We start from the raw sequence: 23,640 nt of genomic DNA, 5'->3' as shown, positions 1-23,640 counted from the left end.
CGATGAGAGTGCCGCGTCAAGCCTGCAGTTCCAGGCTGCTCGCCGTGCCCGTCAGATGGAATTGGATACCGCTGGCGTCGAAGTCGATCCGTCCGTTACCGTCGAAATAGGATCCGACGATCTGCTCGATCAGGCGAGAGCCGAATCCGCGACGCGGGGGGTCGACGACGACCGGTCCGCCCGTTTCGATCCAGTCGAAGGAAAAGACGCCGTCGACCACATCCCACCTGACAGAGACCCGGCCCTCCTCGTTCGACAATGACCCGTATTTGACGGCGTTGGTCGCCAGTTCGTGGATCGCGAGGGACAGGCCGAGGGCCCGTTGTGAGGCCAGGTTGATGGAGGGACCCTCCGCCACGATGCGCTCCCCCACATCCTGATGCGGCGCGAGCGCCGCGGCGACCACGGTCCGGATTCCTGTCTCGGCGAAGTTCGCCTGGGTCAGTATGTCCTGCGCCCGGGCCAGAGCGCCGAGGCGTTCGCTTATCGCCACGCGTCCCTCTTCAAGGCTGGAAGCCTGCCGAAGCGTTTGCGTGGTGATCGCCTGAACCAGGGCGAGCATATTCTTCATGCGATGCGCAAGCTCCTCGTTGAGGATACGCTGCGCCTCCTCGGCGGACTTGCGATCGGTGATGTCGGATGCCGCGCCCATCCAGCTCATGATCTCGCCGCTCTCGTCGAAGAGCGGCACCGCGCGCGACAGCGCCCAACCCACCGTCCCGTTCACGCGGTTCACCTTGTGCTCGATGTGATAGGTGTCCTTCTCCCCGATCGCACGGGCGATCTCCGCCCGGACCAGGTCCCGATGCTCTTGCGGGATGTATTCGTCGAGCCAGTTCGCGTTGCCCTCGGAGGTGTCCGGTATGAAACCGCCGCCCGAAAGCTGGGCAAGCTCGCTCCAGTCCGCATTGATCAGGTAGCGGACTTCCGAGGACGAGCGCACGAGCGCATCGAGCTGGGCGGTCAGCTTGGCGAGATCCCGCTCCCGTCGTTCCACCTCGTCGGCCACGGCTCGCCGGACGGCCTCGTCACGCTGCGCGCCGGATGTGACCGAATCGTTTGAACTCCGCAGGGCCGCGAGCTCGGCCTTCAATGCCGAGTTCTCCTCCTGCAGGAACTCGACATCCGTTTTGTCCTGATGACGACCGCGACGCTCGCCGCCTTGATCCGTCGCTTCCGTCGACCGCACAGTGATGCCTTCTATCGAAACTCGCACCCGTCAATCTAACCGCAACGAAGCGCCCTGTCGATTTATGCGCGGGCTCGGCTGACGGGGTAGGCACCCTCCCTTGCAGGCGGTGGGTCATCCGGCAGAGATCCTCGGCCGCGCGCATTCCGCGACGACTTGAACGAGGCGCCGGATCACGCCTGCTTTCCGGGGCTGCGGCGGTCGAGAATCCTATCCGCTCTCAATGTCTCTCCGGCGGCCCCGCTTTCCGGGACGGCCATCAGCCACCGTGCCCGTTCCCCGCTTCGAAGATCGCGGCTAGATCGGCGTCGGTGAGGCGGCGGATTTCGCCCGGCGGAAGGTCGGCCGGCAAAGCGAGGCCGCCGATGGATTCGCGATGCAGCGCCTCGACATGGTTGCCGGCCGCCGCGAACATCCGGCGCACCTGATGGTAGCGGCCCTCGTGGACCTTGAGGATCGCTTCCTGCGGCCCGACGATCTCCAGCTCCGCCGGGGCGAGCGGCTTTTCCTCTCCCTCCAGCATCAGCGTGCCCGAGGCGAAGAGCTCGGCCTCGCCGCCGGTCATCGGCCGCGCGAGCTTGGCCCTGTAGCGCTTGGCGACATGGCGCTTCGGCGAGATGATGCGATGGAGCAGCGCGCCGTCGTCCGTCATCAGCAGGAGGCCCGAGGTCTCCTTGTCGAGCCGGCCGACCGTCGAGAGGGCCGGGTCGCGCCGCCGCCAGCGCGCTGGCAGGAGATCGTAGACCAGCGGCCCCGCCTCCTTGCGCGAGCAGGTGACGCCGAGCGGCTTGTTGAGCATCAGGGCGAAGCCGGGCAGCGGATCGAGCGCCTCATCATCGACCACCAGCCGTTCCTCGAGGTCGGGCGTCAGTGCGATCCGCGTATCGGCTTTGGGAACAGGGACGCCGTCGAGCCGGATGCGCCCGTTTGCGGCAAGCGACTGGATCTCGCGCCGCGACGCGTAGCCGAGATTGGCGAGGAGCTTGTCGAGGCGGGAGGTCGGCGTCTTCGTCATTTGCGCGCCTCGAAGATCTTGTAGCCGGCCTCGTCCGCCACCGTCGTCACGCTCCGGAACGTCGCGCGCAGCTCATCCTCATAAGGCATGTGGCGGTTGGCGACGAGGCACAGCAAGCCGGACCGGCGCAGCATCCGTCCTGCCGCAAGGATGAACGCCTGGCCGAGCCCGCGATCCTCGATGCCCTCCGCGTGGAAGGGCGGATTCGACACGACGAAGTCGAGATCGCTCAGCGCCGTCTGACGCGCGTCGGCCCACAGGAAATGCGCCCGAGGATCTGCGACGTTCACCCGTGCGGCCTCGATCGCGCGGCGATCGATTTCGACGAGCGTCAGGGCCTCGACGGATGGCGACGCGAGGGCCGCGATCGACAGGATGCCGAGCCCGGCGCCGAGATCGGCGCCCTTCCCGGCAAGTTTCGGGAGATGGCGGCACAGCATCGACGTTCCCGGATCCACCCGGTTCCACGAGAAGATTCCGGGCTGCGAGCGAAGGCCGCTGACCTCGAGCGTGACGGGCGCGCCTGCTTCGATGGCGTCGGCCAGCCCGTGCGGCGCATCCGGCCGCCGGACGCTGCAGATGCGCTGGCGCGACTTGAAGCGCTCGGCGACGTCGCATCCGAAGGCTTCCAGTTCGCCGCGCAGGCGTTGCCCGCCCTTGTCCTTGGCCGCCGACACCGTCAGCAGGCCGTCGGGCAGGAGGATCCGCAGCGCATGGGCGAGCACGAAACGGCGCTCGATCGAACCGGGGGGCGCTGCGACGACGATCTCGTCGAAAACGGCGTCGGGCAGGCTCTCAACCGCTTCGGCGCCGGGACGCAGCGGCGACAGCTGGACGGCGCCTGCGGGCACCTCCACGAGGTCGGCGGGGGGCGCGCCATAGACGGCGCTGCGGCGAATGGAAGTGGTGTCGATATCGGTCACATCGGTGCCATAGCAGCTTTGACCGGGATGCAAACAGCGCCTCAAGAACTCTCGGGCCGCAATCGGCCGCGCCCCGCCGCGCGGGAACGAGACCCGAGACCTCAGGCCTTATCCGATTCCCACACCCGCGGAAGCGGCGTCGTCCGTCCCTTCGACCGGTCGATCAAAAGCTTGGAAAGCGCGAACAGCCAGACGACCATCACCCCGCCGACCAGGCGTTCGACCAGACCGTCGATCGCGGTGGGAGAGAACCAGAAGGCCGCCGCGCCGGCGACCCAGAGCACCGCACAAACGATGTTGAACCAGAACCAGCGGCGGCGATGGCGGTAGAAGCCGGCGGCGGTCAGGAGCGCCGAGGCGGTGAAGGTCAGCGCCATGGCGAGGACCAGGGGCAGATGGATGACGAGGCCCCCGACGTCGTTGTCGCCATATTCGCCATAGGCGCCGATGACGACGATCATGATCGCCACGAGGGTCAGCAGCCAGGAGCCGACGGTCCAGCTCCAATTGCCCCAATGCAGCCGGCGCAACCCCGCCGCCGCGGCGAGGATGCCCGCCGCGAAGGCATAGAGGCCGACATCCATGATGATGGCGTAGTCCCCGGCCGCGAGGTCGCTGATCGTATCGGCGACGAGCCCGTCCTTCGGCTGGACGATGACGCCGACGACATTGGCGAGGACGACGACGACGCAGCCGAGAACGCCGACGACGCCGCAAAAGAAGAAGAGCTTCGGGTGGCTCGCCTCGCCATCGGTTTCCTTGCCGGCGCTGGCATCGATATCGAACATGATCGCGCCCTTATCTTCGGCCGTTGCCTGTCGTCCGCGCAGGCTCCCCATGCCCGCCCAGAGTGTCGGAGGAGCCATCCGCCCCACTGGAAGGGATGGTCGGGCAGTGCGTCGACGGTGGCAAGCTCATCGTCGCCCCGATAATTCCGGCGGGTCTGGCCGCGCCTGGCAGCCTCGATCCGGAAACGCCATGGGACGAGACGTGACGAGGCCGCGGCGTTTGCCGCCGCGGCCACCAACTCGGGATCTACGCCCTTCTCGGGCCGACCGGTTTACGGCGTCAGCACCACTTTGGTGCAGCCGTCCTTCTTGTCCCGGAAGGTCTTGTAAAGTTCCGGCCCGTCTTCGAGGCTGCCGCGATGCGAGATGAAGGAGGTCGTGTCGAACTGGCCCTCCTCGATGCGCTTCAGGAGGTCGTCGGCCCATTTGTTCACATGGGTCTGGCCCATCTTGAAGGTCAGTGCCTTGTTCATCGCCGCGCCCAGCGGCAGCTTGTCGAGAAGCCCGCCATAGACGCCGGGGATCGAGATCGTGCCGGCGGGACGGCAGACATACATCATCTCGCGCAGCACGTGCGGGCGCCCGGTCTCGGCCATGACCGCCTGCTTGGCCCGGTCATAGGCATGTTCGATGCCGTAGGGCGCATGCGCCTCCATGCCGACGCAGTCGATGCAGCAGTCCGGTCCCTTGTTGTCGGTCAGCTCGTTCAGCCGCTCGACCGTGCTCTCGTTCTTGAAGTCGATGGTGATCGCGCCCATGCGCTGGGCGATCGCCAGCCGCTCGGGAACTTCGTCGATGACGATGACCTGTTTTGCGCCCTGGATGATCGCGCTCTGCAGCGCGAACAGGCCGACCGGACCGGCGCCCCAGATCGCCACCGTGTCGGTGGGCTTGATGTCGCAGTTCTTGGCGCCCTGCCAGCCGGTCGGCAGAATGTCGCCGAGGAAGAGGACCTGCTCGTCGGTAAGGCTGCTCGGCACCTTCACCGGCCCGACATCGGCGAAGGGCAGTCGGACATACTCGGCCTGGCCGCCAGAATAGCCGCCGGTCAGGTGCGAGTAGCCGTAGAGCCCGGCCGTCGTGTGGCCGAACATCTTGGCGGCGAGGTCGGCGTTGCGGTTCGAGCGCTCGCAGACGGAGAAATTGCCGCGCTTGCACTGGTCGCATTCGCCGCAGACGATGGTGAAGGGGACGACGACCCGGTCGCCGACCTTGAGCTTCTTGTTGTCCTTGCCGACCTCGACCACCTCGCCCATGAATTCGTGGCCGACGATGTCGCCGGATTCCATGCCCGGCATGAAGCCGTCGTAGAAGTGCAGGTCAGAGCCGCAGATCGCGCAGGCCGTGGTCTTGATGATCGCATCGCGGCCTTCCTCGATCTTCGGATCGGGAACGCTCTCGCAGCGCATGTCGTGCTTGCCGTGCCAGGTGATGGCCTTCATGGCGGTGCTCCGGAAGTTCGCATCGTCGCTAGTGGATGCGCCGGTAACCGCAGTTGAAAGTCATCGTTCCTGCGGCCATCCGCCCGAATAGGCAGGCGCCTATCGAAAGCGGTCGGGCGAGACGTCGCTCGCGCCAGGTCCGCAATCCTGTATCGTCAGCGCCTATTTCCCTGCTGCGCAGCGGCACCGGACAATCCAGCGATGGCCGAGGTGCGCTCCATTGCCGCACTGGCTCGCGCGTCAGCGGGCAGGCGTGACGATCGATGCGTCAGTCCTTGCGGATGCGATAGATCCCGTCCGGACCCCGCACGAGCGTGCCCTGCGCGCCGGTGCGCATCTCCGCCTCCGATTCGCGGCTGCGCTCGGCGACGCGCTCGGCATCGCGCGTCATCTGCTTATAGCCATACCAGGCCGCCGCCCCGACAAGGCTGAGGAGAAAAAACTGCGGCATGTGCTCGACCATCGTTCCAGCTATCCTTCGCGACTATGCTCCTCGAACTTTGCGGCGGCAACTGGACAGATGCGCCGGATTTCCGCGCCCCGGCCCTGCAGCCCCGGGAGCGCGGGAGCCCTTGGCAGCGACGGTCCGGTTACAGCCCGAACCGCGCCCAGAGCGCGCGCTCTTCCGCCGCGCCGATCAGCTCGCGGGCAAAGCCCGCGCCCGCCGCCTCGATCCCGCCGCCGAGCCCCGAGGCGAAGACCCCGCTCGGCCGGCGGCCGAAGAAGCTGCGACCGGCCTGCACGAGTTCCAGCTTCACCTTTTCGCCATAGCGGGCCCTCAGCGTGCCGCGGAGATCACCGAGCGCGTCGACGAGGCCGAGCGACAGTCCGCGCTTGCCGGACCAGAACAGGCCGGTGAAGAGATCGTCGTCCGGGACGAGCTTCGCGCCGCGGCTGTTCTTCACGAGGTCGATGAAGGTGTCGTGCACTTCGAGCTGCAGCGTCTTCAGATGCTCGACGTCCTCCGGGCGCTCCGGCCGGAACGGGTCGAGCGTCGCCTTGTTGCGGCCGGCGGTGTGGACGCGGCGCTCGATGCCGAGCTTCTGGATCGCCTCGACGAAGCCGAACGAACCGGAGACGACGCCGATCGAGCCGACGATCGAGGAGGGATCGGCGATGATCTCGTCGCCGGCGCAGGCGATCATGTAGCCGCCGGAGGCCGCGACGTCCTCGACGAAGACGAGGACGGTCTTCTCCTTCTCCTCGGCGAGATCGCGGATGCGCTGATAGATCAGCCGGGACTGGACGGGCGAACCGCCCGGCGAGTTGACGACAATGGCGACGGCCGGCGACTTCTTCTGCTCGAACGCCTTCTTCAGGAGCGGCGCGGCGCTGGCGAGGGAGAGCGTCTGACGCATGACGGACGAGGCGTTCATGATCGCGCCCGACAGTCGCACGACCGGGATGACCGGGGCATCGGAGCGAAAGCGCCGGGGAATGAATCGGGTCAGGGAGTTGGCCACCGTGTCGCCTCTATGGATCGGAACTCTGGTGGCGGGCATGTAAGTGCCCGCCTGCGTTTCGCAAAGCGCGTGGGAAATTGCGTCAGCCTCAGCGGTCGAGGTCGATCGTCTCTTCCCCCGCCGCAACCTTCTCGGCGAAGGGATCGAGGCTTCCGTCCTCGCGGTGAAGGCAGCGTCCCGGCAGGAGCTCGAGCGGCGCGCGCGAACCCTTGCGGCCATGAAGGAGGATGCGCGTCGCGGCGGCACCCGGCCGCGGATGGATCGGCATCACCCGCACGGCGCCGAGCCGCCCCTCGACGCCGGCAAGCGCCAGCGACAGGGCGTCGGCGCGCAGGATGCAGGTCAGCCGCCCCGACGGGGCCAGGAGCCCGGCTGCGGCCTTCAGCCAGCGCGGCAGCGAATCCGTGTCGGAGGAAAACAGCGCCTCGGCGCGCAGCGGATCGGCCGGAAGCCGGCCGCCCGGCGCATGGAAGGGCGGATTGGTGAGAACCCGCTGGAAGCGCTCGCCCAGAAGTCCCGCGGCCTCGCGTTCCGGTCGTGGGGCCAAGAGGTCGGCCTGAAGCACCGTCAGACGGCCGGAGAGTGCGGCATTTTCGCCGAGCGCCAAATTGCGGCGGGCAAGCTCCGCCATCGCTGCGTTCTTCTCGACCAGCGTAACGGTGACGCCCGCGCTCCGGCAGGCCGCGGCGAGGCCGACGACGCCCGCGCCGGCGCCGAGATCGACCAGCGTTCCGGTCGCGTCCGGCCGCAGCGTTGCTGCCAGGAGGAGCGCGTCGAGGCCGGAGCGATAACCGTGCCGGAGCGGCTGCAGGACATGGAACCGCCCCCGGTAGAAGGCATCCTCGCGGTATTCGGGCCGGTCTTGCATCGCCTCGCGGAGATTTGCGCCGGCGGAAGCCGGGTCAGGACAGTTCATGACCGAGATCGGCGTCCCGCATGAGCCGCCGCGCCTGATCGAGACGGTCCGGCTCCACCATGATGCGCCGCGGCAGGGCGCCGATCGAGCCGTCGAGAATGCTCATATGCTGGTCCGCGACGAAATGCGGAATGCCGGCATCGTTGAGAAGCGAACCAACGAAGGATATGAGTACGGCGTCATTGGACCGCATGAGTTCTTGCATGGAGCGCACCGCTCTGGAAAAAGGAGCCGCAGGTCAGTATCGGCGGACGATCTCGGGGAGCAGCTAGGCAACGGCATTCCGGCGCAAAGGGCAAGGACCTTCGCCCGGCCGGTGCCGAAGACGCGACTTGCGGCCCCTCGGCCTTCCACTGTGCGGCGGCGACGCCATCTTGGCCCAAGCCGCGCTTTGCGCGAACTGCCAACCCAAACCACGGAGTGACATGGTGAGCTTGGCCAGCCCCGTCGGGCGGAGCGAGACCCGCGGCTCGATCGACCCCATCATCGCGATCACCAAGCCGGACATGGGGCGGGTGAACGAGCTGATCCTGAAGATGGCCGGCTCGAACGTCGAACTGATTCCGGAGATCGCCGACCATCTGATCTCGTCCGGCGGCAAACGGCTGCGGCCGATGCTGACGATCGCCTCGGCGCTCGCCCACGGCTATTCCGGCGACGGGCATGTGAAGCTCGCCGCCAGCGTCGAGTTCATGCACACCGCGACGCTCCTCCACGACGATGTCGTCGACGAAAGCGATTTGCGGCGCGGCAAGAAGACCGCTCGCACGATCTGGGGCAACCAGGCGAGCGTGTTGGTCGGCGACTTCCTGCTCGGCCAGGCCTTCAAAACGATGGTCGAGGTCGGCTCGCTGACGGCGCTCGACATCCTGTCGACGGCGTCCGCCGTCATCGCCGAGGGCGAAGTCTGGCAGCTTGCCGCGGCCAAGCACATGACGACGAGCGAGGCGGACTATCTGGCGGTGGTCGACGCCAAGACCGCGGCGCTGTTCGCCGCCGCCGCCGAGGTCGGTCCGGTGCTCGCCGACGCCGGGCCCGAGGCGCGGGTCGCGATGCGCGACTATGGACGCAGCCTCGGCCTCGCCTTCCAGCTCGTCGACGACGTCCTCGACTATGGCGGCACCTCCGCCGCGCTCGGCAAGAACACCGGCGACGATTTCCGCGAGGGCAAGATCACCCTGCCGGTGATCCTCGCCTATCAGGCCGGCGACGAGGCGGAGAAGCGCTTCTGGCAGGAGGCCATGGAGGGCGGCCAGAACGACGACGAGGCCCTGGCGCGCGCCACCCAGATGATCCGGCGTCACGGAGCGCTCGATGCGACGCTGGGCAAGGCCCGCGACTTCGGCGAAGCGGCCTATCGCGCCGCCGGATCGCTGCCGCCGACGCCCGCCCGCGAGGCGCTGCTCGGCGTCGTCGACTTCTGCATCGACCGGATGCATTGATGGGACGGGGGACGGGGACGGCGCTCCGAGCGGCGACCGGGCGAAGCCCCGGCTCCCGTCGGCGTCGCCGCTAAGTCGCTGGCCCCATTGCCGCCAAGGTCTCGTTGCACAGATGAAGGCCTTGCATTATGCCCCGAATTGGCATCACCTCGGCTGACCGCGCCAGCCCGCCCGAACGCGATGGCCGCGCCGCTCACCGCCCTTCAGGCCGTCCGAGAAGAGGATCACCAGTGCCCCTTTCGCGTGTTCTCCGAACCTTGACGTCTTCGGTCTTCCTGGCCACGGTCGCGGTCTCTTCTGCGGTTGCCGCGAACGAGGCTCCGGAGGTTGCGCCGGCCGAAAGCGTGCGCGCTCAGTCGCTGTCGGGGGCCTATCTCGCCGCCAAGGCGGCCCAGCAGGACGGTGACCTGAAGAGCGCGACGGACTTCTTCAACCAGGCGCTGGCGATCGACCCGACTTCGGAGCAGCTGCAGCAGGACGCGATGTTCGCCTTCCTCGCCGACGGCAGCTTCCAGGAAGGCGTCGACATGGCGGCCAAGCTGCACGACGATTCCGCCGCCTCCAAGGTGGCGCGGATCACGCTGGGTGTCGATGCGCTGCGCAAGGGCGACTATCAGGCGGCGCTGACGGAATTCGACATCCCCGATCCGAGCGACCTCGACGCGCTGCTCCTCGGCCATCTCGCCTCCTGGGCCGATCTCGGCGCGGGCAAGGTCGATGCGGCGCTGATGCGGATCGACGGGCTCGAGGGGGCGGCCTGGTACCAGATCTTCAACGCCTATCAGAAGGGCCTGCTCGCCAATATCGCCGGACGGGCCGAGGTGGCGCGCAACGCCTTCAAGAGCGTCGTCGACGACCAGGAACTCGCACGCACTTCGCCGGACGCCTATCTCGCGGCGGCAGAGGCGCTGGCGCGGCTCGAGGCGCGCGCCGGCAACAAGGACGCGGCGCTCGCCGCGCTCGACACAGGGCTGAAGCTCGCGCCGAGCTACAGCCCGCTGACCTATCTGAAGGACCGGATCACGCGCGGCGAGACGATCGAGCCGCCGATCGCCGACATCCAGGAGGGCGCCGCCGAGTCCCTCTACATCCTCGGCCAGGCGATCAACCGCGGCGACGGCCAGCAGGTGGCGCTTCTCTATTTCCAACTCGCCCGCGCGCTCGACCCGCGCAGCCCGGCGCTCCTGACCGCGCTCGCCGGCATCGCCGAGCAGGCGCAGCAGCTCGATCTCGCCATTTCCTATTACCGCGCAGTTCCCGAGAACTCCGCCTTCCGCCGCACCGCCGACCTGCAGATCGGCCTCGACCTCTGGTATTCGGACAAGAAGGAGGAAGCCAAGGCGCATCTCCAGCGGGCCGTCCAGGATTATCCGGACAACGTCCAGGCCTATACGGCGCTTGCCGACGTCATGTCCGCCGACAAGGAATACCGCAAGGCGGCCGAGGCGCTCGACAAGGCGATCACCCTCGCCAAGCCCGGCGATACGTCGAACTGGAACCTCTACTATCAGCGCGGCATCGCCTATGAGCGCATGAAGGAGTGGGACAAGGCCGAGCCGGACTTCAAGAAGGCGCTCGAACTCTCGCCGAACCAGCCGAACGTCCTGAACTATCTCGGTTATTCCTGGGTCGACATGAACCGGAACCTCGAGGAGGGACTGGACATGATCAAGACCGCCGTCGAGCTCCGGCCTAACGACGGCTACATCATCGACTCCCTCGGCTGGGCCTATTACCGCCTCGGCCGCTATGCCGAAGCGGTCGATCAGCTGGAGCGGGCCGTCCTGATCACGCCGCTCGACCCCACCATCAACGACCATCTCGGCGACGCCTATTGGAAGGTCGGACGCAAGCGCGAGGCCCGCTTCCAGTGGGAGCGTGCCCTCAACGGCGATCCCAAACCCGAGCCGGAAGCCGCCAAGGCGATCCAGGCCAAGCTCGATGCCGGCCCCGATGCCGAGCCGCTGACCGGCGACCATGCCGATGTCGGCGCTGCGGACGAACCGGCCAGGCCCACGGCCACCCCCGCCGCGGCGCAGGCCGCCACGCCGCCGGAGACCGGCGCGCGCGCCGACTGACCCGCGCCGCCGCGCTCCGTGCTCGCCTCGGCTGACCTGCGAAGGGTTCGCTTCGCGCCCGCCAAGATCAACATGGCGCTGCATGTCGTCGGACGACGGTCCGACGGCTATCATCTCCTCGACAGTCTCGTCGTCTTCTCGTCCGATGTCGGCGATTTCGTCGAGGTCGCGCCGGCGCAGTCCGGAGAAGACCGCGTTTCGGTAACCGGCCCCTTCGCGTCGGCGATCCCGGCCGGTTCCGGCAACATCCTTCTTGCGGCCGCAGCGCTCGCGCGGCGCGTGCTCGCCGATTTCGGCGAGGACCTGCCGCCCCTCGACATCCGCCTCGACAAACGCCTGCCCGTCGCCGCCGGGATCGGCGGCGGCTCGGCTGACGCAGCCGCTCTGTTGCGGATGATCATCGACGCGATTCCAGCGGAGGCGGGCGGGCGGCTGACGTCTGAGGCGGTGGCCATCGGGGCCGACGTGCCGATGTGTCTCAACGGACGCCCCGCCCGCGTCACCGGGATCGGCGAGACGATCGCGCCGCTCGCAGAAATGCCCCGTCTCCCGCTCCTCCTCGTCAACCCCGGCGTCGCCGTTTCGACCCCGGCGGTCTTCGCCGCGCTCGAACGGCGCGACAATCCGCCGCTTCCGGATCTGACGGACGACGGTTTTTCCAATATCTCTCACCTGGCCGACTGGCTCACCGACACGCGCAACGATCTCGAAGCGCCGGCACTGTCGATCACAGGCGAGATCGCCGCTGTCCGCAACCGACTCGCCCGGGAAGGCGCGCTGCTTGCCCGCATGTCCGGCTCCGGTGCGACGGTCTTCGCGCTGTTCGAGAGCGAGGCCGACGCGGATCGCGCCCGCCGCCGGATCACGGCCGACCATGGCTCCTGGTGGATTGCCGGCGCCGCCGATCAACGAAGGAACACGTCATGAGCGACAAGGACCGCAGCTTCATCCCCCTCGGCATCGCCGTCCTCACGGTCTCCGACACGCGCAGCCTTGCCGATGACCGCTCCGGCGACACGCTGGTCGAACGGCTTCAGGCCGCCGGCCATCGCCTGGCCGACCGAAGCATCGTTCCGGACGACATCGAGACGATCCGCGGCACGGTGACCGCCTGGTGCGCGCGCGACGATGTCGACGCGGTGATCACCACCGGCGGCACCGGCTTCACCGGTCGGGACGTCACGCCCGAGGCGCTGGAGCCCCTGTTTGAAAAGCGGATGGACGGGTTCTCGGCGATCTTCCACCGCATCTCCTTCGAGAAGATCGGCGTGTCCACCATCCAGTCGCGCGCCACGGCCGGTCTCATCTCGCAGACCTTCGTCTTCGCGCTTCCCGGCTCGCCCGGCGCCTGCCGGGACGGCTGGGACAATATTCTGGAAGCCCAGCTCGACTACCGGCACCGGCCCTGCAATTTCGTCGAGATCATGCCGCGGCTCGACGAGCACCTAAGGCGCGGCGGCCGCTCCGCCTGAGCGACGCGAAGCCGCGGCCCCGCGCACATCGGGAGCGGCCACCCTCAGCGCCGCCTGACCGGGCGGATGTCGGCCGCAAGCCGGCCAACCGCGATGCCCTTGGCGAGTTCCTCGAGGTTCGTGCCCCGCCGCGACAGCCCGATCGCCTGCGGCTTGCGCAGGAGAAGGCCTTCGGCGAGGGCAGTCCGGATCTGCCGCAGGCGCTGAAAGACGCTGCGCCGGTCGGCGCGTGCGCGCGCGAACCTCGCTGCGGGAACGACGCCGCGGTCCTCGCCGACCGCCTCGACATGCTCGATCACCGCCGCGATCCAGCCCGGCTGCAGGCGGGCACCCGGCTCCAACAGCAGCAGCCATTCGCCCTTCGCCTCGCGCACGACGGCATGGAACGCCTCCGCCGGCTCGATCCGGCAGCCGGCATGCTCGGCCACCTTGCGGGCGCCGGGGCCCATGCCGCGATCGAACAGCACGACTTCCCGCACGACGCCTTCGACGGCCCCCGGAACGAGCGTCGCGAGGCTTTCCGCCAGCCTTTGATCGTCCGGTCCGCAATCCATCAACACGCTCAGCATGCCCTGGCTTAAACGAGGGCGGGAACCTTTGCCAGCCATGGATCATTTTGTTCTTGTATTGTTCTCTTTCTGACGTTAGGACTTCGGTCATAGTTCCACGGCAGCCCTCGGGAGAGCCCACATGCGGGACGTTTCCACGGCCGATCGCGCGGCATTTTCCTCGCCCGACGGCATCGACATCGCCAATCACGTACTCGACGAGTCCGGCCTGCGCGTCGGCTTCGACCGGCGGCGCGGACGCGGCGCCGGGGTCAATCCGAGCGGGCGCTACGAGCCCTTCGCCCGGTCGAGCTTCGACGACGGCTGGAACAGCCTCGAGGCCCTGCCGGCCTTCAAGACGGACGTGCAGGTCGAGAAGCCGAAGACGATCATCACGCGCAACACCTCGCCCGACATCTCCTTCGACCGCTCGATTAATCCCTATCGCGGCTGCGAGCATGGCTGCGTCTACTGCTTCGCAAGGCCAACCCATGCCTATATGGGCATGTCGCCCGGGCTCGACTTCGAGACCAAGCTGTTTTCCAAGCCGGACGCCGCCTCGCTTCTGGAGCGGGAGCTGTCGAAGCCAGGCTACGAGCCGAAGTCGATCGCCATCGGCACCAATACCGATCCCTATCAGCCGATCGAGAAGCGGCTCGGCATCATGCGCCAGATCCTCGAAGTGCTGGAGGCGGCGAACCATCCGGTGGGGATCGTGACCAAGTCGGCGCTGGTGACACGCGACATCGACATCCTGCAGCGGATGGCGGCCAAGGGCCTTGCCAAGGTGGCGCTGTCGGTGACGACGCTCGACCGGACGCTCGCCCGGGCGATGGAGCCGCGCGCGGCAACGCCCTCCAAGCGGCTCGAAGCCGTGAAGGCGCTGAGCGATGCCGGCATTCCGACCATGGTGATGACCGCCCCGATCATACCGGGCCTCACCGATTCGGAGATCGAGCGGCTGCTGGAGGCGGCGAAGACGGCCGGCGCGCGGGAAGTCGGTTACGTCCTCCTCAGGCTTCCGATGGAAGTCTCGCCGCTGTTCAAGGAATGGCTGCTGCGACACTATCCGAACCGCTACCGCCACGTCCTGTCGCTGCTGCGCTCCATGCGCGACGGCAAGGACTATGACGCCGAGTGGGGAAAGCGGATGCGCGGCACCGGCCCCTATGCGTTCCAGATCCGGCGCCGCTTCGAGATGACGGCCCGCCGTCTCGGCCTTAACGAGAAGCGGACGGAGCTGCGCACCGACCTCTTCACGGCGCCGAAGGGCGCCGGGGTACAGCTCGCCCTTCTCTGAGAGAACAAAACAAGACCGCCTGGTCCATACGCTTCGCCGGTCCGACCGGATGACGGCAACGGACTGAACGACGCGATCGAGACGGACGGCGTCAGGGTCCAGAGTTCGTCCGTTTCGTAGATCGGCCGCCCCAATCTGATCGGCCGATGCGGCTCGCCGGCTCACTACCCCTCGAGCCAGCGGGTCTTGTGGAGAATCGGAGAATGCGCGAGTCTGCGCCGCACAATGACTCGCCGTTCCTCCGATTCTCCCGCCCCTTCGAAGACCGCCAGAAAAGCGGCGCCGAGGCCGCCTTGCGGGCCCGATTTCGGGCGCGAGGCCGCACTTCTGTCGGCCGGGGCGCGCCATGTTGCGGGGATCGACGAGGCCGGACGTGGTCCGCTTGCGGGTCCGGTCGTCGCCGCAGCCGTCATCCTCGATCCGGCACGCATGCCGAACGGGCTGAACGATTCCAAGAAGCTCGTGATGGAAGAGCGGGAGCGGCTGTTCGCCGAGATCCTCGCCTCCGCATGCGTCGGCTTCGCCTCGGCGAGCGCGCTCGAGATCGACCGGTTCAACATCCGCGGCGCGACGCTCCTCGCCATGCGCCGGGCGCTACAGGCGCTCGGACAGCAGCCTTGCCATGTCCTCGTCGACGGCCGCGACCTTCCGCCGCGCCTCTCCTGTCCGGGGACCGCGGTGATTTCGGGCGATGCGCTGTCGCTCAGCATCGCGGCGGCCTCGATCGTTGCCAAGGTCGCACGCGACCGGATGATGCGCCGTGCCTGCCCGGCCTATGACGGCTACGGCTTCTCGCGGCACATGGGCTATGGGACCGCCGAACATCTCGCCGCGATCGAACGTCTCGGTCCCTGCCCGATCCATCGCCTGAGCTTTCGGCCGCTGCGCGCCGACCTTCTCGACGCGGCGGAATAGTCCGCACTCCACAAGCTCCCCGGCGCCGGCGGCACTGCGTCGCGCCCACCGATCTTCCTCCGGAGCTTCCTTCTTCCAATGTCGCAAGCTCCAATTGTCCGAGTCCGATTCTCCCTCATCGGCTCATGCTCAGGACGCAAAAAAGGCCGCACGTGGCGGCCTCTTTCGTAGCGAATCGGCTGGTGGGAGAAGCGCTGCCCGTCAGTTGAGACGGCGGCGGACCTCGGAGATCGACTGGTCGATGAACTGGCCGCTGGCCCCGCCGGAGTTCCGCTCCGCGATGATCCGAGCGGAAGCGGCGACCGCCAGATTGACCGCGGAGGCACGTACCTCGGCGACAGCGTCCTGCTCGGCCTGACCGATCTTGGTTTCGGCCATGGCGGTGCGACGCTCAACATATTCATCGTTTTTGCGGCGCGCTTCCTGCAGCATCTGCTCGGCTTCGCGCTTGGCGGCCGCGACGATGTCCTTGGCTTCCTGCTCGGCCTCGCGGCGGCGGCGCTGATATTCGGCCAGCTGCTGCTTGGCCTCCTCCTTCAGCTCCCGCGCTTCCTCGATCTCATTGCGGATGCGCGCAGCGCGATCGTCGAGCGACTTGCTCATCTTCGAAGGCACCTTGAGGTACCAGACGATGGCAAGAAAGATGACGAGCGAGATGAACGCCCAGAATGTATTGTCCATGGTGAACCCCCTCAGCCGCGGGACGCGTCGACCGCACCGGCGATCTCCTCGGCGGACGCCTCGATCTGGGCGACCTCCCGAAGGATGGCGTCGGTGACGTCACGTGCGATCTGGTCGACTTCGCCGAGCGCCGAGCGCTTCACTTCGGCGATCCGGGCCTGCGCGGCGTCGAGCTTCTCGTCGAGGTCCGCGTCGAGCCGCTTGCGCTCTTTCTCGGCGTCGGACCGGGCCGAATCCCGGGCTTCCTGTGCAATCTTGTGGGCGCGATCGCGGGCCTCGGCGAGCTCCTGCTCATAGGCCGCATGCGCCTCGTCGGCGTCCGACTTCATCCGTTCGGCCGCCTCGAGATCAAGCGCGATTCGGTCGCGCCGATTTTCCAGGACACTGCCGATCCGGGGCAGGACCACCCGCTTCAGCACCCAATAGAAGACGCCGAAGGTGATCGCGAGCCACAGAAGCTGCGAGGGATAGAATTCGGAGTTGAACGGCGGGAAGCCGCCCTCGTGCTCGCCCTCGATATGGACGGTCTCGCCATGCGCCGCCGCGGCGTCGCTCTGAGGCGGCAGGTGGACGGCATCGGATCCCTCGCTCTGCGCGAAGGCTGGCGTTACGAACATTGCGAGCTCCGGTGTCGCTGACCGGCGGCCGAAATCGCCGCCGGTCTGTTGTGCTGACGAAGGCTGTCGCCGATCAGACGGCGAACAGGAGGAGAAGCGCGATCAGCAGCGAGAAGATGCCGAGCGCCTCGGTGATGGCGAAGCCGAAGATCAGGCGGCCGAACTGGCCGTCCGCAGCCGAGGGGTTGCGCAGGGCGCCGGCCAGATACATGCCGAAGATCTGACCGAGGCCGATGCCGGCGCCGCCCATGCCGAGACACGCGATACCGGCACCGATGTACTTTGCTGCTTCCGCGTCCATTGTGAACTCTCCTTTGGAACTTTGGGATTTTGCGGCTTGAAGGACCGACCGCCGCCACCCGGCAGCCGGCGAGGATGGTGTTCAGTGGCCCGGATGCAGGGCGTCGTTCAGGTAGAGGCAGGTCAGGACCGCGAAGACATAGGCCTGCAGGGCGGCGACCAGGAATTCGAGAGCCGTGAGCGCAATGGTCATCAGGAGCGGCAGGATCGAGCCGACGACGCCGAGTGCGCCGAGCGCGCTGAGCGAGACCACGAAGCCCGAGAACACCTTCAGCGTGATGTGACCGGCGAGCATGTTGCCGAAGAGACGAACCGAGAGTGAGACCGGCCGGGAGATGAAGGAGACGACCTCGATCAGGACGACCAGCGGCAGAAGGATGCCAGGAACGCCCGACGGCACGAACAGATGGAAGAAATGCGTGCCGTGCTTCATCAGCCCGTAGACGACGACGACGCCGATGACGAGGATCGCCAGCGCGAAGGTGACGATGAGATGGCTCGTCACCGTGAAGAAATAGGGCATCATCCCGAGGAAGTTCGCGACCAGGACGAACATGAAGATCGAGAACACGAACGGGAAGAAGCGCATGCCAGCGGTGCCCGCGGCGTCGCGCAGCATGTTGGCGACGAACTCGTAGGACAGCTCACTCATCGACTGAACGCGAGTCGGCACCAGTCCGCGGCCGCGCGTCGAGTAGTAGAGAAAGGCCGTCGTGATCGCGACCGTAAGCACCATGAAGAGTGCGGAGTTCGTAAAGGAGAAGTCCAGGCCGCCGATATTGATCGGAACGATCCTGGAAATCTGAAACTGATGGATCGGATCGGTCGGATTGTTTTCCAAACTGCCTGGTCCTTCGTCAACACGCGTCACCCGGCGAGGGCCGACCTGCCAATAGCGTCACAAACGAAGCTTCGCAACACCCTCAAGCGAGTTTCGGTGCGAGTCCGACAAACAACGCTCATCAACCTTCGTCGCGGTTCGACCCCCAGGGCGAGGCCCCGCCCGAAACCGAGCGGATGACGTTGGCCGCACCGGCGGCAAACCCGATCAACAGGAAGACAATGAGGCCGAAGGGGCTCGTCCCGGCAAACTTGTCGATACCGTATCCGATGGCGGTGCCGACGAGGATGCCGGCGAGGAACTCGCTCGCGAGCTTCAGTCCCTCGGCGACGCCCTGCATGCCGCCGCGAGGCCGGGGGTCGCCCTCGTCCTGCGGCATTCTGGCCCGCTGCTCGGCGAGCTTGCGCGTGAGCGCCTCGCGCCTTGCGGACCAGTCTTCGGATCCGCCTCCCTCGCCGCCCGCATTATCGGCCGCCATCGCTCGCTCCCTCGTGACTGCGGCGCCGGGCGCCGAGGCGCCCGCGCTCAGACCGTCCTATCGCATCGACCGGCTGCGCACGAGACTGGCAATCGTCGTCACCGCAAGGATCCCGACGATGACGGCGAGCGACAGGCCCGTGGTGATATGCGGCAGCCCGTCGATCGGCTGGCCCCCGTTGAGGAACGGCAGGTCATTCTCCTCCATGGCGTGGAGAATCAGCTTCACGCCGATGAAGCCGAGAATCAGCGCGAGCCCGAAGCCGAGATAGACGAGCCGGTCGAGCAGGCCGCCGAGCAGGAAGTAGAGCTGCAGGAGCCCGAGCAGCGCGAAGGCGTTGGCGGTGAAGACGATGAAGGGCGCATCGGTCAGGCCGTAGATCGCCGGAATCGAATCGAGGGCGAACAGGAGATCGGTCATGCCGAGCGCCAGGATGACCACCACCATGGGCGTGAAGTGGCGCTTGCCGTCCTTGGTGACGGTCAGCGCGTTGCCGTGAAACTGCGTCGTCGTGCGCAGGTTTCGCTGAAACCATTTCACCAGGGCGTTCGGCTCGTACTCCTCGTCGCTCTTCTTGCCGCTGGAAAAGCTCTCGATCGCGAGATGGGCGGCCGTGTAGAGCAGGAAAAGGCCGAAGATGTAGAAGACCCAGGAGAATCGGTCGATCGCCGCGGCGCCGAGCGCGATGAAGATGCCGCGCATGATCAGCGCCAGCACGATGCCGATGAGAAGGGCCTTCTGCTGGTCCTCCCGCGGCACCTGGAACGACTTCATGATGATGACGAAGACGAAGAGATTGTCGACCGACAGACTCTTTTCGGTGATGTAGCCGGCAAAGAATTCAATGCCGTGATTGTGGTCCCAGAACCACCAGACGCCGAAGCCGAAGCAGATCGCCATGGCGACATAGACGAGGGACCAGAAAGTGGATTCCTTGAAGCTCGGCTCGTGCGCCTTGCGCACATGCGCCACGAAATCGAATACAAAAAGGGCGGCAATGCCGCCGATCGTCGCCAACCAGATCCAGAGCGGCACCACATCTCCGGTGCCGCCGCTTGCCGTCACTTCCACGCATCTCTCCGTCGCAGGCGGGTCCGTCGACCCGGAGCGCCGGCGTTTGCCGACGTCGCCCCTAGATGTGGAGCGATGTCCGCGAATGAAAGAGCGTCGAGCCATTCCGCGGCGGCGCTTTGCCGGGCAGGATGCGGCGGGCGCCGGTCCGGGGCCAAAGGCCGCGATCGCCGGTCGCGGCTTAGACGGCCGGCACGCTCAGACCGCGCCGGCCGCCCCGGGCAGGCCCGCCGCCTCGCCGCGCTTGCCGGCGTGTTCGATCGCGAACTCCTCCTCCGGCGACAGGATCAGCCGGTGCCGGCCGATCAGCGCGAAATAGACGATGCCGACCGCGAACCAGGCCGCGACGCCGAGGACCCCGACACGATAGGTCGGGTCCAGAAACTGCAAGCCGAGGGTGACGACGGCGATGACGATCGTGGCGACGGCCCCGGAAATCCCGAACGGGCTGCGATAGGGGCGCACGATATGGTGATGGTTGCGGCGCAGGAGGATGAAGGACACGCCCTGCGCGATGTAGGAGCACATCGCCCCGAACACCGCCATGTTGAGAAGCGTGCCGCCGATCACCGCCGCGCCGGCCTCCGCTCCGAGCCCGAGGAACAGCGCCAGCATGATCGCCAGGCCGACGAGCGCGCCGGCGATCATCGCGACATAGGGCGTCTTGCGCGCATCGTGGGTCACCGAGAGGAAGGACGGAAAATAGCCGGCCCGCGACAGCGAATAGATCTGCCGCCCCTGCGCGAAGATGATGGTGTGGAAGGAGGCGACGAGACCGATGATCGCGACGAAGGCGAGGAGCTTGGCGAGGCCCGCCCCGTAGATCGCGCGGAACCCGTCGAGCAGCGGCTCGCCCGAGGAACCGAGCGCGAAGGAGCCGACGCCCGGCAGCGACGGGTTGAGGAACAGCATCAGGAAGGCGGTGACCATCAGCGTCAGCATGCCGAGGATGATGCCCTTCGGCATGTCGCGCTGCGGATCGGCCGATTCTTCCGCCGCGAGCGGCAATTGCTCGATCGCCAGGAAGGACCAGACCGCGAAGGGAAGCGCCGAGAGCGCCCCGCCGATCCCCATCGGCAGGAACGGCCCGTTCCCTTCGGCAAGCTCGGTGCCGCCGGGGCCGATATTGAGGGCCCAGCGCGAGAAGTCGGCGAAGGGAAAGGCCGAGGCGAAGAAGACGAGGAGGATGGCAAGAGCCATGAGCGTGATGACCACCGTCACCTTGAAGGACATCTCCACGCCGACGACGTTCAGCCCGACGAAGATGCCGTAGCCGAGGATCCACCAGACCGGCTGGAAGGCCGTCGGCGTCCCGAAGATGCCGGTGAGATAGGAGCCGATGAAGAACACCACGACGGCCGGCGTCAGGACGTATTCGACGTTTTCGAAGAGCCCGGTGACGAAGCCGCCCCATCGGCCCATCGCCGTGCGCGCGAAGGAATAGGCGGCGCCGGTATGCGGCAGGGCCGGCGACATTTCGGCGATCGAGAAGGTCAGGCCGAGATACATGATCGCGATGATGATGGTCGCGATCAGCATCCCCCCCCAGCCGCCGGACAGAAGTCCGAGGTTCCAGCCCGAATACTGGCCGGAGATGACCGCCCCGACGCCGAGCGCCCAGAGCGACCAGACGCCGGCATATTTCTTCAGGCCCCGACGCTCGAAATAGCCGGCTTCGGCGGCCCGGTAGACCATGCCCGTCTTGTCCAGCGCCATCTGGCGGCCCTCGTCGCGGATTGCAGTCGGGATTCAGTCACCAAGCAGGCCTGCCGTCAATCTATGCATGCGCAAAATCAGCACATATTTTTTGCATCGGCAGGAGAAGCGAATCATCCGGCGTCGATTGCGGGCCGATCGGCGTCGGCGAGGCGGTCTTCGGTATCGTCCTTCAGCCCCGTGCCCGAGATGCCGAGTTCGCAAGACCGCAGCAAGAGCCCGGCGATCTTCTGGGCTGCCGCCTCCGGCCGCAGGCCGCCCCGGCGGATGTTGGAGACGCAGTTGCGGTCGGCATCCGTTCGGCCCGGCCGAGGCCCGAAGGTGAGATAGGCTCCGAGACTGTCGGCCGCCGAGAGCCCCGGGCGCTCGCCCACCAGCATCAGCGCGATCTTCGCCCCGAGCGCTTCGCCGATCGGGTCGGACAGGGCGACGCGGGCACCGGTGGCAAGGATGATCGGCGCCACGCGCCATTGCCGCGGTAGATGCCCGAGGATCGCGGCCGCCGTCGCCGCGCCATAGGTGTTGACGGCCGTTGCCGAGAGGCCGTCGGCAATGACGAGGACGAGATCGAAACCTCCCTCGCCCGGCTCAGCGGCAAGGCGCTCGCGCGAGGCTCCGGCAAGCCGCCGTCCCAGATCGGGCCGGCGCAGATAGGTGGCCCGGTCCTGCGCCTCGCTCGAAACGCGAAGCGTTCCGAAGCCGGCCGATGTCAAAGCCGATTCGATCCCCTCGATATCGAACCCCGCATGGACCGCGTCGCGCGCCCTCGCATGCGCCTCCGCGAAATCGAGATGGGCAGATGTCGGCAAGCCTGCGCCGTGCCGGCCGAGGCCGATCCGCGCCTCGGTGAAGGCTCTCAGGCGTTTCAGCGGATGGTCCGGCGCCGGGGCGACCGGCGGCTTTGCGTCTTCGCTCGTCACTCCGCCGCCTCCAGGAGCTTCGACTGCGCGATCAGCCGGTCGCCGCCGCCTGCCGTCTCCGGCAGCAGGAAGCCGTCGGCGTCGAGCACGCCCGCCCCTTGCGCCCAGGCCTGAAATTCCGGCGCCGGCCTGAGGCCCAGCGCCCGGCGGACATAGGCGGCGTCGTGATAGGAGGTCGACTGGTAGTTCAGCATCACGTCGTCCGAGCCCGGCACGCCCATGACGAAATTGACGCCGGCGACGCCAAGCAGCGTCAGGAGATTGTCCATGTCGTCCTGATCGGCCTCGGCATGATTGGTGTAGCAGACGTCGACGCCCATCGGCACGCCCAGAAGCTTGCCGCAGAAATGGTCCTCGAGCCCCGCCCGGGTGATCTCCTTGCCGTCATAGAGATATTCCGGACCGATGAAACCGACGACGGTGTTGACGAGCAGCGGATCGAACGCCCGCGCGACGGCATAGGCCCGCGCCTCCATGGTCTGCTGGTCGATGCCGTGATGCGCGTCGGCCGAGAGCGCCGAGCCCTGTCCCGTCTCGAAATACATGACGTTATCGCCGACCGTGCCGCGCTTCAGCGCCTTGGCGGCGTCATGGGCTTCCGCCAGCATGGAGAGCGAGATGCCGAAGGAGGCATTGGCCTTCTCAGACCCCGCGATCGACTGGAAGACGAGATCCACCGGCGCGTTCCGGTTCATCGCGTCGATCGCGGTGGTGACATGGGCAAGGACGCAGGACTGCACCGGGCAGCCGAGGCGCAGCCGCAACTCCTCGATCAGATCCAGGAGCCGGCGCATCGCCTGTGGACTGTCGGTCGCGGGGTTGATGCCGATGACGGCGTCGCCGCAGCCGAAGGCGAGCCCGTCGACGATCGAGGCGCCGACGCCCCTGGGGTCGTCGGTCGGGTGATTCGGCTGGATGCGCACCGAGAGCCGGCCGGGCAGCCCGACGGTGGTGCGGAACTTCGTCACCACCGGCCGCTTCCTGGCGATGGCGATGAGGTCCTGGTTGCGGCAGATCTTGGAGACCGCGGCGACCATTTCCGGCGTCAGCGCCCATGTCAGGGCCGAAATCTCTTCCGGCGTCGCGGCGTCCGACAGAAGCCATTCGCGCAATTCGCCGACCGACCAGCCGGAGATGGCGCGGAAAGCCTCCCCATCGTGCTGGTCGTAGATCAGCGCGGAGACCTCGTCCTCGTCCGGATCGATCAGCGGCTCGTTCAGGATCTGCGACAGCGTCGTCTCGGCGAGCCGCCGCTGCGCCTTGACGCGCTCTTCCTGGCTCTCGGCCGCGACCGCGGCGAGGAAGTCGCCGGAGCGCGCCGGCGAGGCCTTGGCGAGCAGCGTCTTCAGCGGTTCATGGGCCATGATCTGCGTCCTCGCCTTCGATGACGTCGCACCGCGGCCGTCCCGACCGCTTCGTCAAGAGAGCGCCGGAGAACAGGCAATGCAAGGGCGCGGCGGGATCAAGCCGGTTGCCTCGCGCGCAAACACTTCAGGCACGAACGCCGCGGCAGCCGCTTCGATCT

At 67.1% G+C, this 23,640-nt stretch carries 25 protein-coding genes; 6 read left to right on the top strand and 19 right to left on the bottom strand.

The genetic code is table 11. The annotated features are described in order from the left end of the window. Nucleotides 1-16: 16 nt before the first annotated feature. The 9 genes from LH400_RS15175 to LH400_RS15135 form a co-directional block, all read right to left on the bottom strand. Nucleotides 17-1,093, bottom strand: coding sequence for an HWE histidine kinase domain-containing protein (locus tag LH400_RS15175; RefSeq protein WP_229153582.1), 1,077 nt, complete (start codon nucleotides 1,091-1,093; stop codon nucleotides 17-19). Between the two features lie 355 nt (nucleotides 1,094-1,448). Further along, nucleotides 1,449-2,204, bottom strand: a complete 756-nt coding sequence (locus LH400_RS15170; protein ID WP_229153581.1) for a pseudouridine synthase — start codon at nucleotides 2,202-2,204, stop codon at nucleotides 1,449-1,451. Beyond that, nucleotides 2,201-3,127 carry a class I SAM-dependent methyltransferase gene (locus tag LH400_RS15165; protein WP_229153580.1) on the bottom strand — a complete coding sequence of 309 codons (927 nt, stop codon included), beginning with the start codon at nucleotides 3,125-3,127 and terminating at the stop codon, nucleotides 2,201-2,203. The genes LH400_RS15170 and LH400_RS15165 overlap by 4 nt, the downstream gene beginning before the upstream one ends. 101 nt (nucleotides 3,128-3,228) lie before the next feature. Further along, entirely contained in the window at nucleotides 3,229-3,915 is a 687-nt protein-coding gene (locus LH400_RS15160) for a DUF998 domain-containing protein (RefSeq protein ID WP_229153579.1), read from the bottom strand. A 272-nt stretch (nucleotides 3,916-4,187) separates the two neighbouring features. Next, nucleotides 4,188-5,357: a zinc-dependent alcohol dehydrogenase gene (locus LH400_RS15155; protein WP_229153578.1), complete on the bottom strand. Its 1,170-nt coding sequence runs from the start codon at nucleotides 5,355-5,357 to the stop codon at nucleotides 4,188-4,190. Between the two features lie 268 nt (nucleotides 5,358-5,625). Further along, entirely contained in the window at nucleotides 5,626-5,820 is a 195-nt protein-coding gene (locus LH400_RS15150; RefSeq protein ID WP_229153577.1) for a hypothetical protein, read from the bottom strand. Between the two features lie 127 nt (nucleotides 5,821-5,947). After that, a complete protein-coding gene (locus tag LH400_RS15145) occupies nucleotides 5,948-6,820 on the bottom strand; it encodes a S49 family peptidase (RefSeq protein ID WP_370638418.1) in 873 nt (290 codons plus the stop codon). An 88-nt stretch (nucleotides 6,821-6,908) separates the two neighbouring features. After that, nucleotides 6,909-7,688, bottom strand: coding sequence for a tRNA1(Val) (adenine(37)-N6)-methyltransferase (locus LH400_RS15140; RefSeq protein ID WP_229153575.1), 780 nt, complete (start codon nucleotides 7,686-7,688; stop codon nucleotides 6,909-6,911). 34 nt (nucleotides 7,689-7,722) lie between these two features. Next, nucleotides 7,723-7,941 (bottom strand): putative signal transducing protein, encoded by a 219-nt coding sequence (locus LH400_RS15135; RefSeq protein WP_229153574.1) that lies wholly within the window; start codon nucleotides 7,939-7,941, stop codon nucleotides 7,723-7,725. Nucleotides 7,942-8,161: 220 nt separating this feature from the next. Between LH400_RS15135 and LH400_RS15130 the strand changes: the two genes are divergently transcribed. From LH400_RS15130 to moaB, 4 genes are all read left to right on the top strand, one after another. Next, nucleotides 8,162-9,178, top strand: coding sequence for a polyprenyl synthetase family protein (locus LH400_RS15130; RefSeq protein WP_229153573.1), 1,017 nt, complete (start codon nucleotides 8,162-8,164; stop codon nucleotides 9,176-9,178). 230 nt (nucleotides 9,179-9,408) lie between these two features. After that, entirely contained in the window at nucleotides 9,409-11,256 is a 1,848-nt protein-coding gene (locus LH400_RS15125; protein WP_229153572.1) for a tetratricopeptide repeat protein, read from the top strand. Between the two features lie 18 nt (nucleotides 11,257-11,274). Continuing rightward, complete coding sequence (locus tag LH400_RS15120) at nucleotides 11,275-12,183, top strand: 4-(cytidine 5'-diphospho)-2-C-methyl-D-erythritol kinase (RefSeq protein ID WP_370638398.1); 909 nt, start codon at nucleotides 11,275-11,277, stop codon at nucleotides 12,181-12,183. Next, nucleotides 12,180-12,728 (top strand): molybdenum cofactor biosynthesis protein B, encoded by a 549-nt coding sequence (gene moaB, locus LH400_RS15115; protein ID WP_229153570.1) that lies wholly within the window; start codon nucleotides 12,180-12,182, stop codon nucleotides 12,726-12,728. The genes LH400_RS15120 and moaB overlap by 4 nt, the downstream gene beginning before the upstream one ends. 44 nt (nucleotides 12,729-12,772) lie before the next feature. Here the strand turns inward: moaB and LH400_RS15110 are convergent, their stop codons facing one another. Beyond that, complete coding sequence (locus LH400_RS15110) at nucleotides 12,773-13,297, bottom strand: glycosyl transferase family 2 (protein ID WP_229153569.1); 525 nt, start codon at nucleotides 13,295-13,297, stop codon at nucleotides 12,773-12,775. 121 nt (nucleotides 13,298-13,418) lie between these two features. On the opposite strand from LH400_RS15110, the gene LH400_RS15105 reads away from it, so the two are divergent. Both LH400_RS15105 and rnhB read left to right on the top strand, forming a co-directional pair. Then, nucleotides 13,419-14,576: a PA0069 family radical SAM protein gene (locus tag LH400_RS15105; protein WP_229153568.1), complete on the top strand. Its 1,158-nt coding sequence runs from the start codon at nucleotides 13,419-13,421 to the stop codon at nucleotides 14,574-14,576. A 225-nt stretch (nucleotides 14,577-14,801) separates the two neighbouring features. Next, nucleotides 14,802-15,491: a ribonuclease HII gene (rnhB, locus tag LH400_RS15100; RefSeq protein ID WP_229153567.1), complete on the top strand. Its 690-nt coding sequence runs from the start codon at nucleotides 14,802-14,804 to the stop codon at nucleotides 15,489-15,491. Nucleotides 15,492-15,692: 201 nt separating this feature from the next. On the opposite strand, the gene LH400_RS15095 is transcribed toward rnhB, so the two are convergent. From LH400_RS15095 to LH400_RS15055, 9 genes are all read right to left on the bottom strand, one after another. Then, nucleotides 15,693-16,172: a F0F1 ATP synthase subunit B gene (locus tag LH400_RS15095; protein ID WP_229153566.1), complete on the bottom strand. Its 480-nt coding sequence runs from the start codon at nucleotides 16,170-16,172 to the stop codon at nucleotides 15,693-15,695. 11 nt (nucleotides 16,173-16,183) lie between these two features. Continuing rightward, nucleotides 16,184-16,789, bottom strand: a complete 606-nt coding sequence (locus LH400_RS15090) for a F0F1 ATP synthase subunit B (protein ID WP_229153565.1) — start codon at nucleotides 16,787-16,789, stop codon at nucleotides 16,184-16,186. 73 nt (nucleotides 16,790-16,862) lie between these two features. Beyond that, nucleotides 16,863-17,090, bottom strand: a complete 228-nt coding sequence (locus LH400_RS15085; RefSeq protein ID WP_229153564.1) for a F0F1 ATP synthase subunit C — start codon at nucleotides 17,088-17,090, stop codon at nucleotides 16,863-16,865. An 81-nt stretch (nucleotides 17,091-17,171) separates the two neighbouring features. Next, nucleotides 17,172-17,930 carry a F0F1 ATP synthase subunit A gene (locus tag LH400_RS15080; RefSeq protein WP_229153563.1) on the bottom strand — a complete coding sequence of 253 codons (759 nt, stop codon included), beginning with the start codon at nucleotides 17,928-17,930 and terminating at the stop codon, nucleotides 17,172-17,174. 121 nt (nucleotides 17,931-18,051) lie between these two features. After that, nucleotides 18,052-18,408 (bottom strand): AtpZ/AtpI family protein, encoded by a 357-nt coding sequence (locus LH400_RS15075; protein ID WP_229153562.1) that lies wholly within the window; start codon nucleotides 18,406-18,408, stop codon nucleotides 18,052-18,054. A gap of 57 nt (nucleotides 18,409-18,465) precedes the next feature. Next, on the bottom strand, nucleotides 18,466-19,479 hold the full coding sequence (locus LH400_RS15070; protein ID WP_229153561.1) for a TerC/Alx family metal homeostasis membrane protein: 1,014 nt from the start codon (nucleotides 19,477-19,479) through the stop codon (nucleotides 18,466-18,468). Nucleotides 19,480-19,677: 198 nt separating this feature from the next. Beyond that, nucleotides 19,678-21,195 (bottom strand): amino acid permease, encoded by a 1,518-nt coding sequence (locus LH400_RS15065; RefSeq protein ID WP_229153560.1) that lies wholly within the window; start codon nucleotides 21,193-21,195, stop codon nucleotides 19,678-19,680. A 113-nt stretch (nucleotides 21,196-21,308) separates the two neighbouring features. Then, nucleotides 21,309-22,115: an ethanolamine ammonia-lyase subunit EutC gene (gene eutC / locus LH400_RS15060; protein ID WP_229153559.1), complete on the bottom strand. Its 807-nt coding sequence runs from the start codon at nucleotides 22,113-22,115 to the stop codon at nucleotides 21,309-21,311. Then, nucleotides 22,112-23,479 (bottom strand): ethanolamine ammonia-lyase subunit EutB, encoded by a 1,368-nt coding sequence (locus LH400_RS15055; RefSeq protein WP_229153558.1) that lies wholly within the window; start codon nucleotides 23,477-23,479, stop codon nucleotides 22,112-22,114. The genes eutC and LH400_RS15055 overlap by 4 nt, the downstream gene beginning before the upstream one ends. Nucleotides 23,480-23,640 lie beyond the last annotated feature (161 nt).

Origin of the sequence: Jiella soli (assembly GCF_020615385.1) — a bacterium.
Lineage (GTDB): Bacteria > Pseudomonadota > Alphaproteobacteria > Rhizobiales > Rhizobiaceae > VKMB-3413.
Note: the sequence above shows the minus strand (reverse complement) of the source record. Positions and strands in the feature narration are given on the sequence as shown.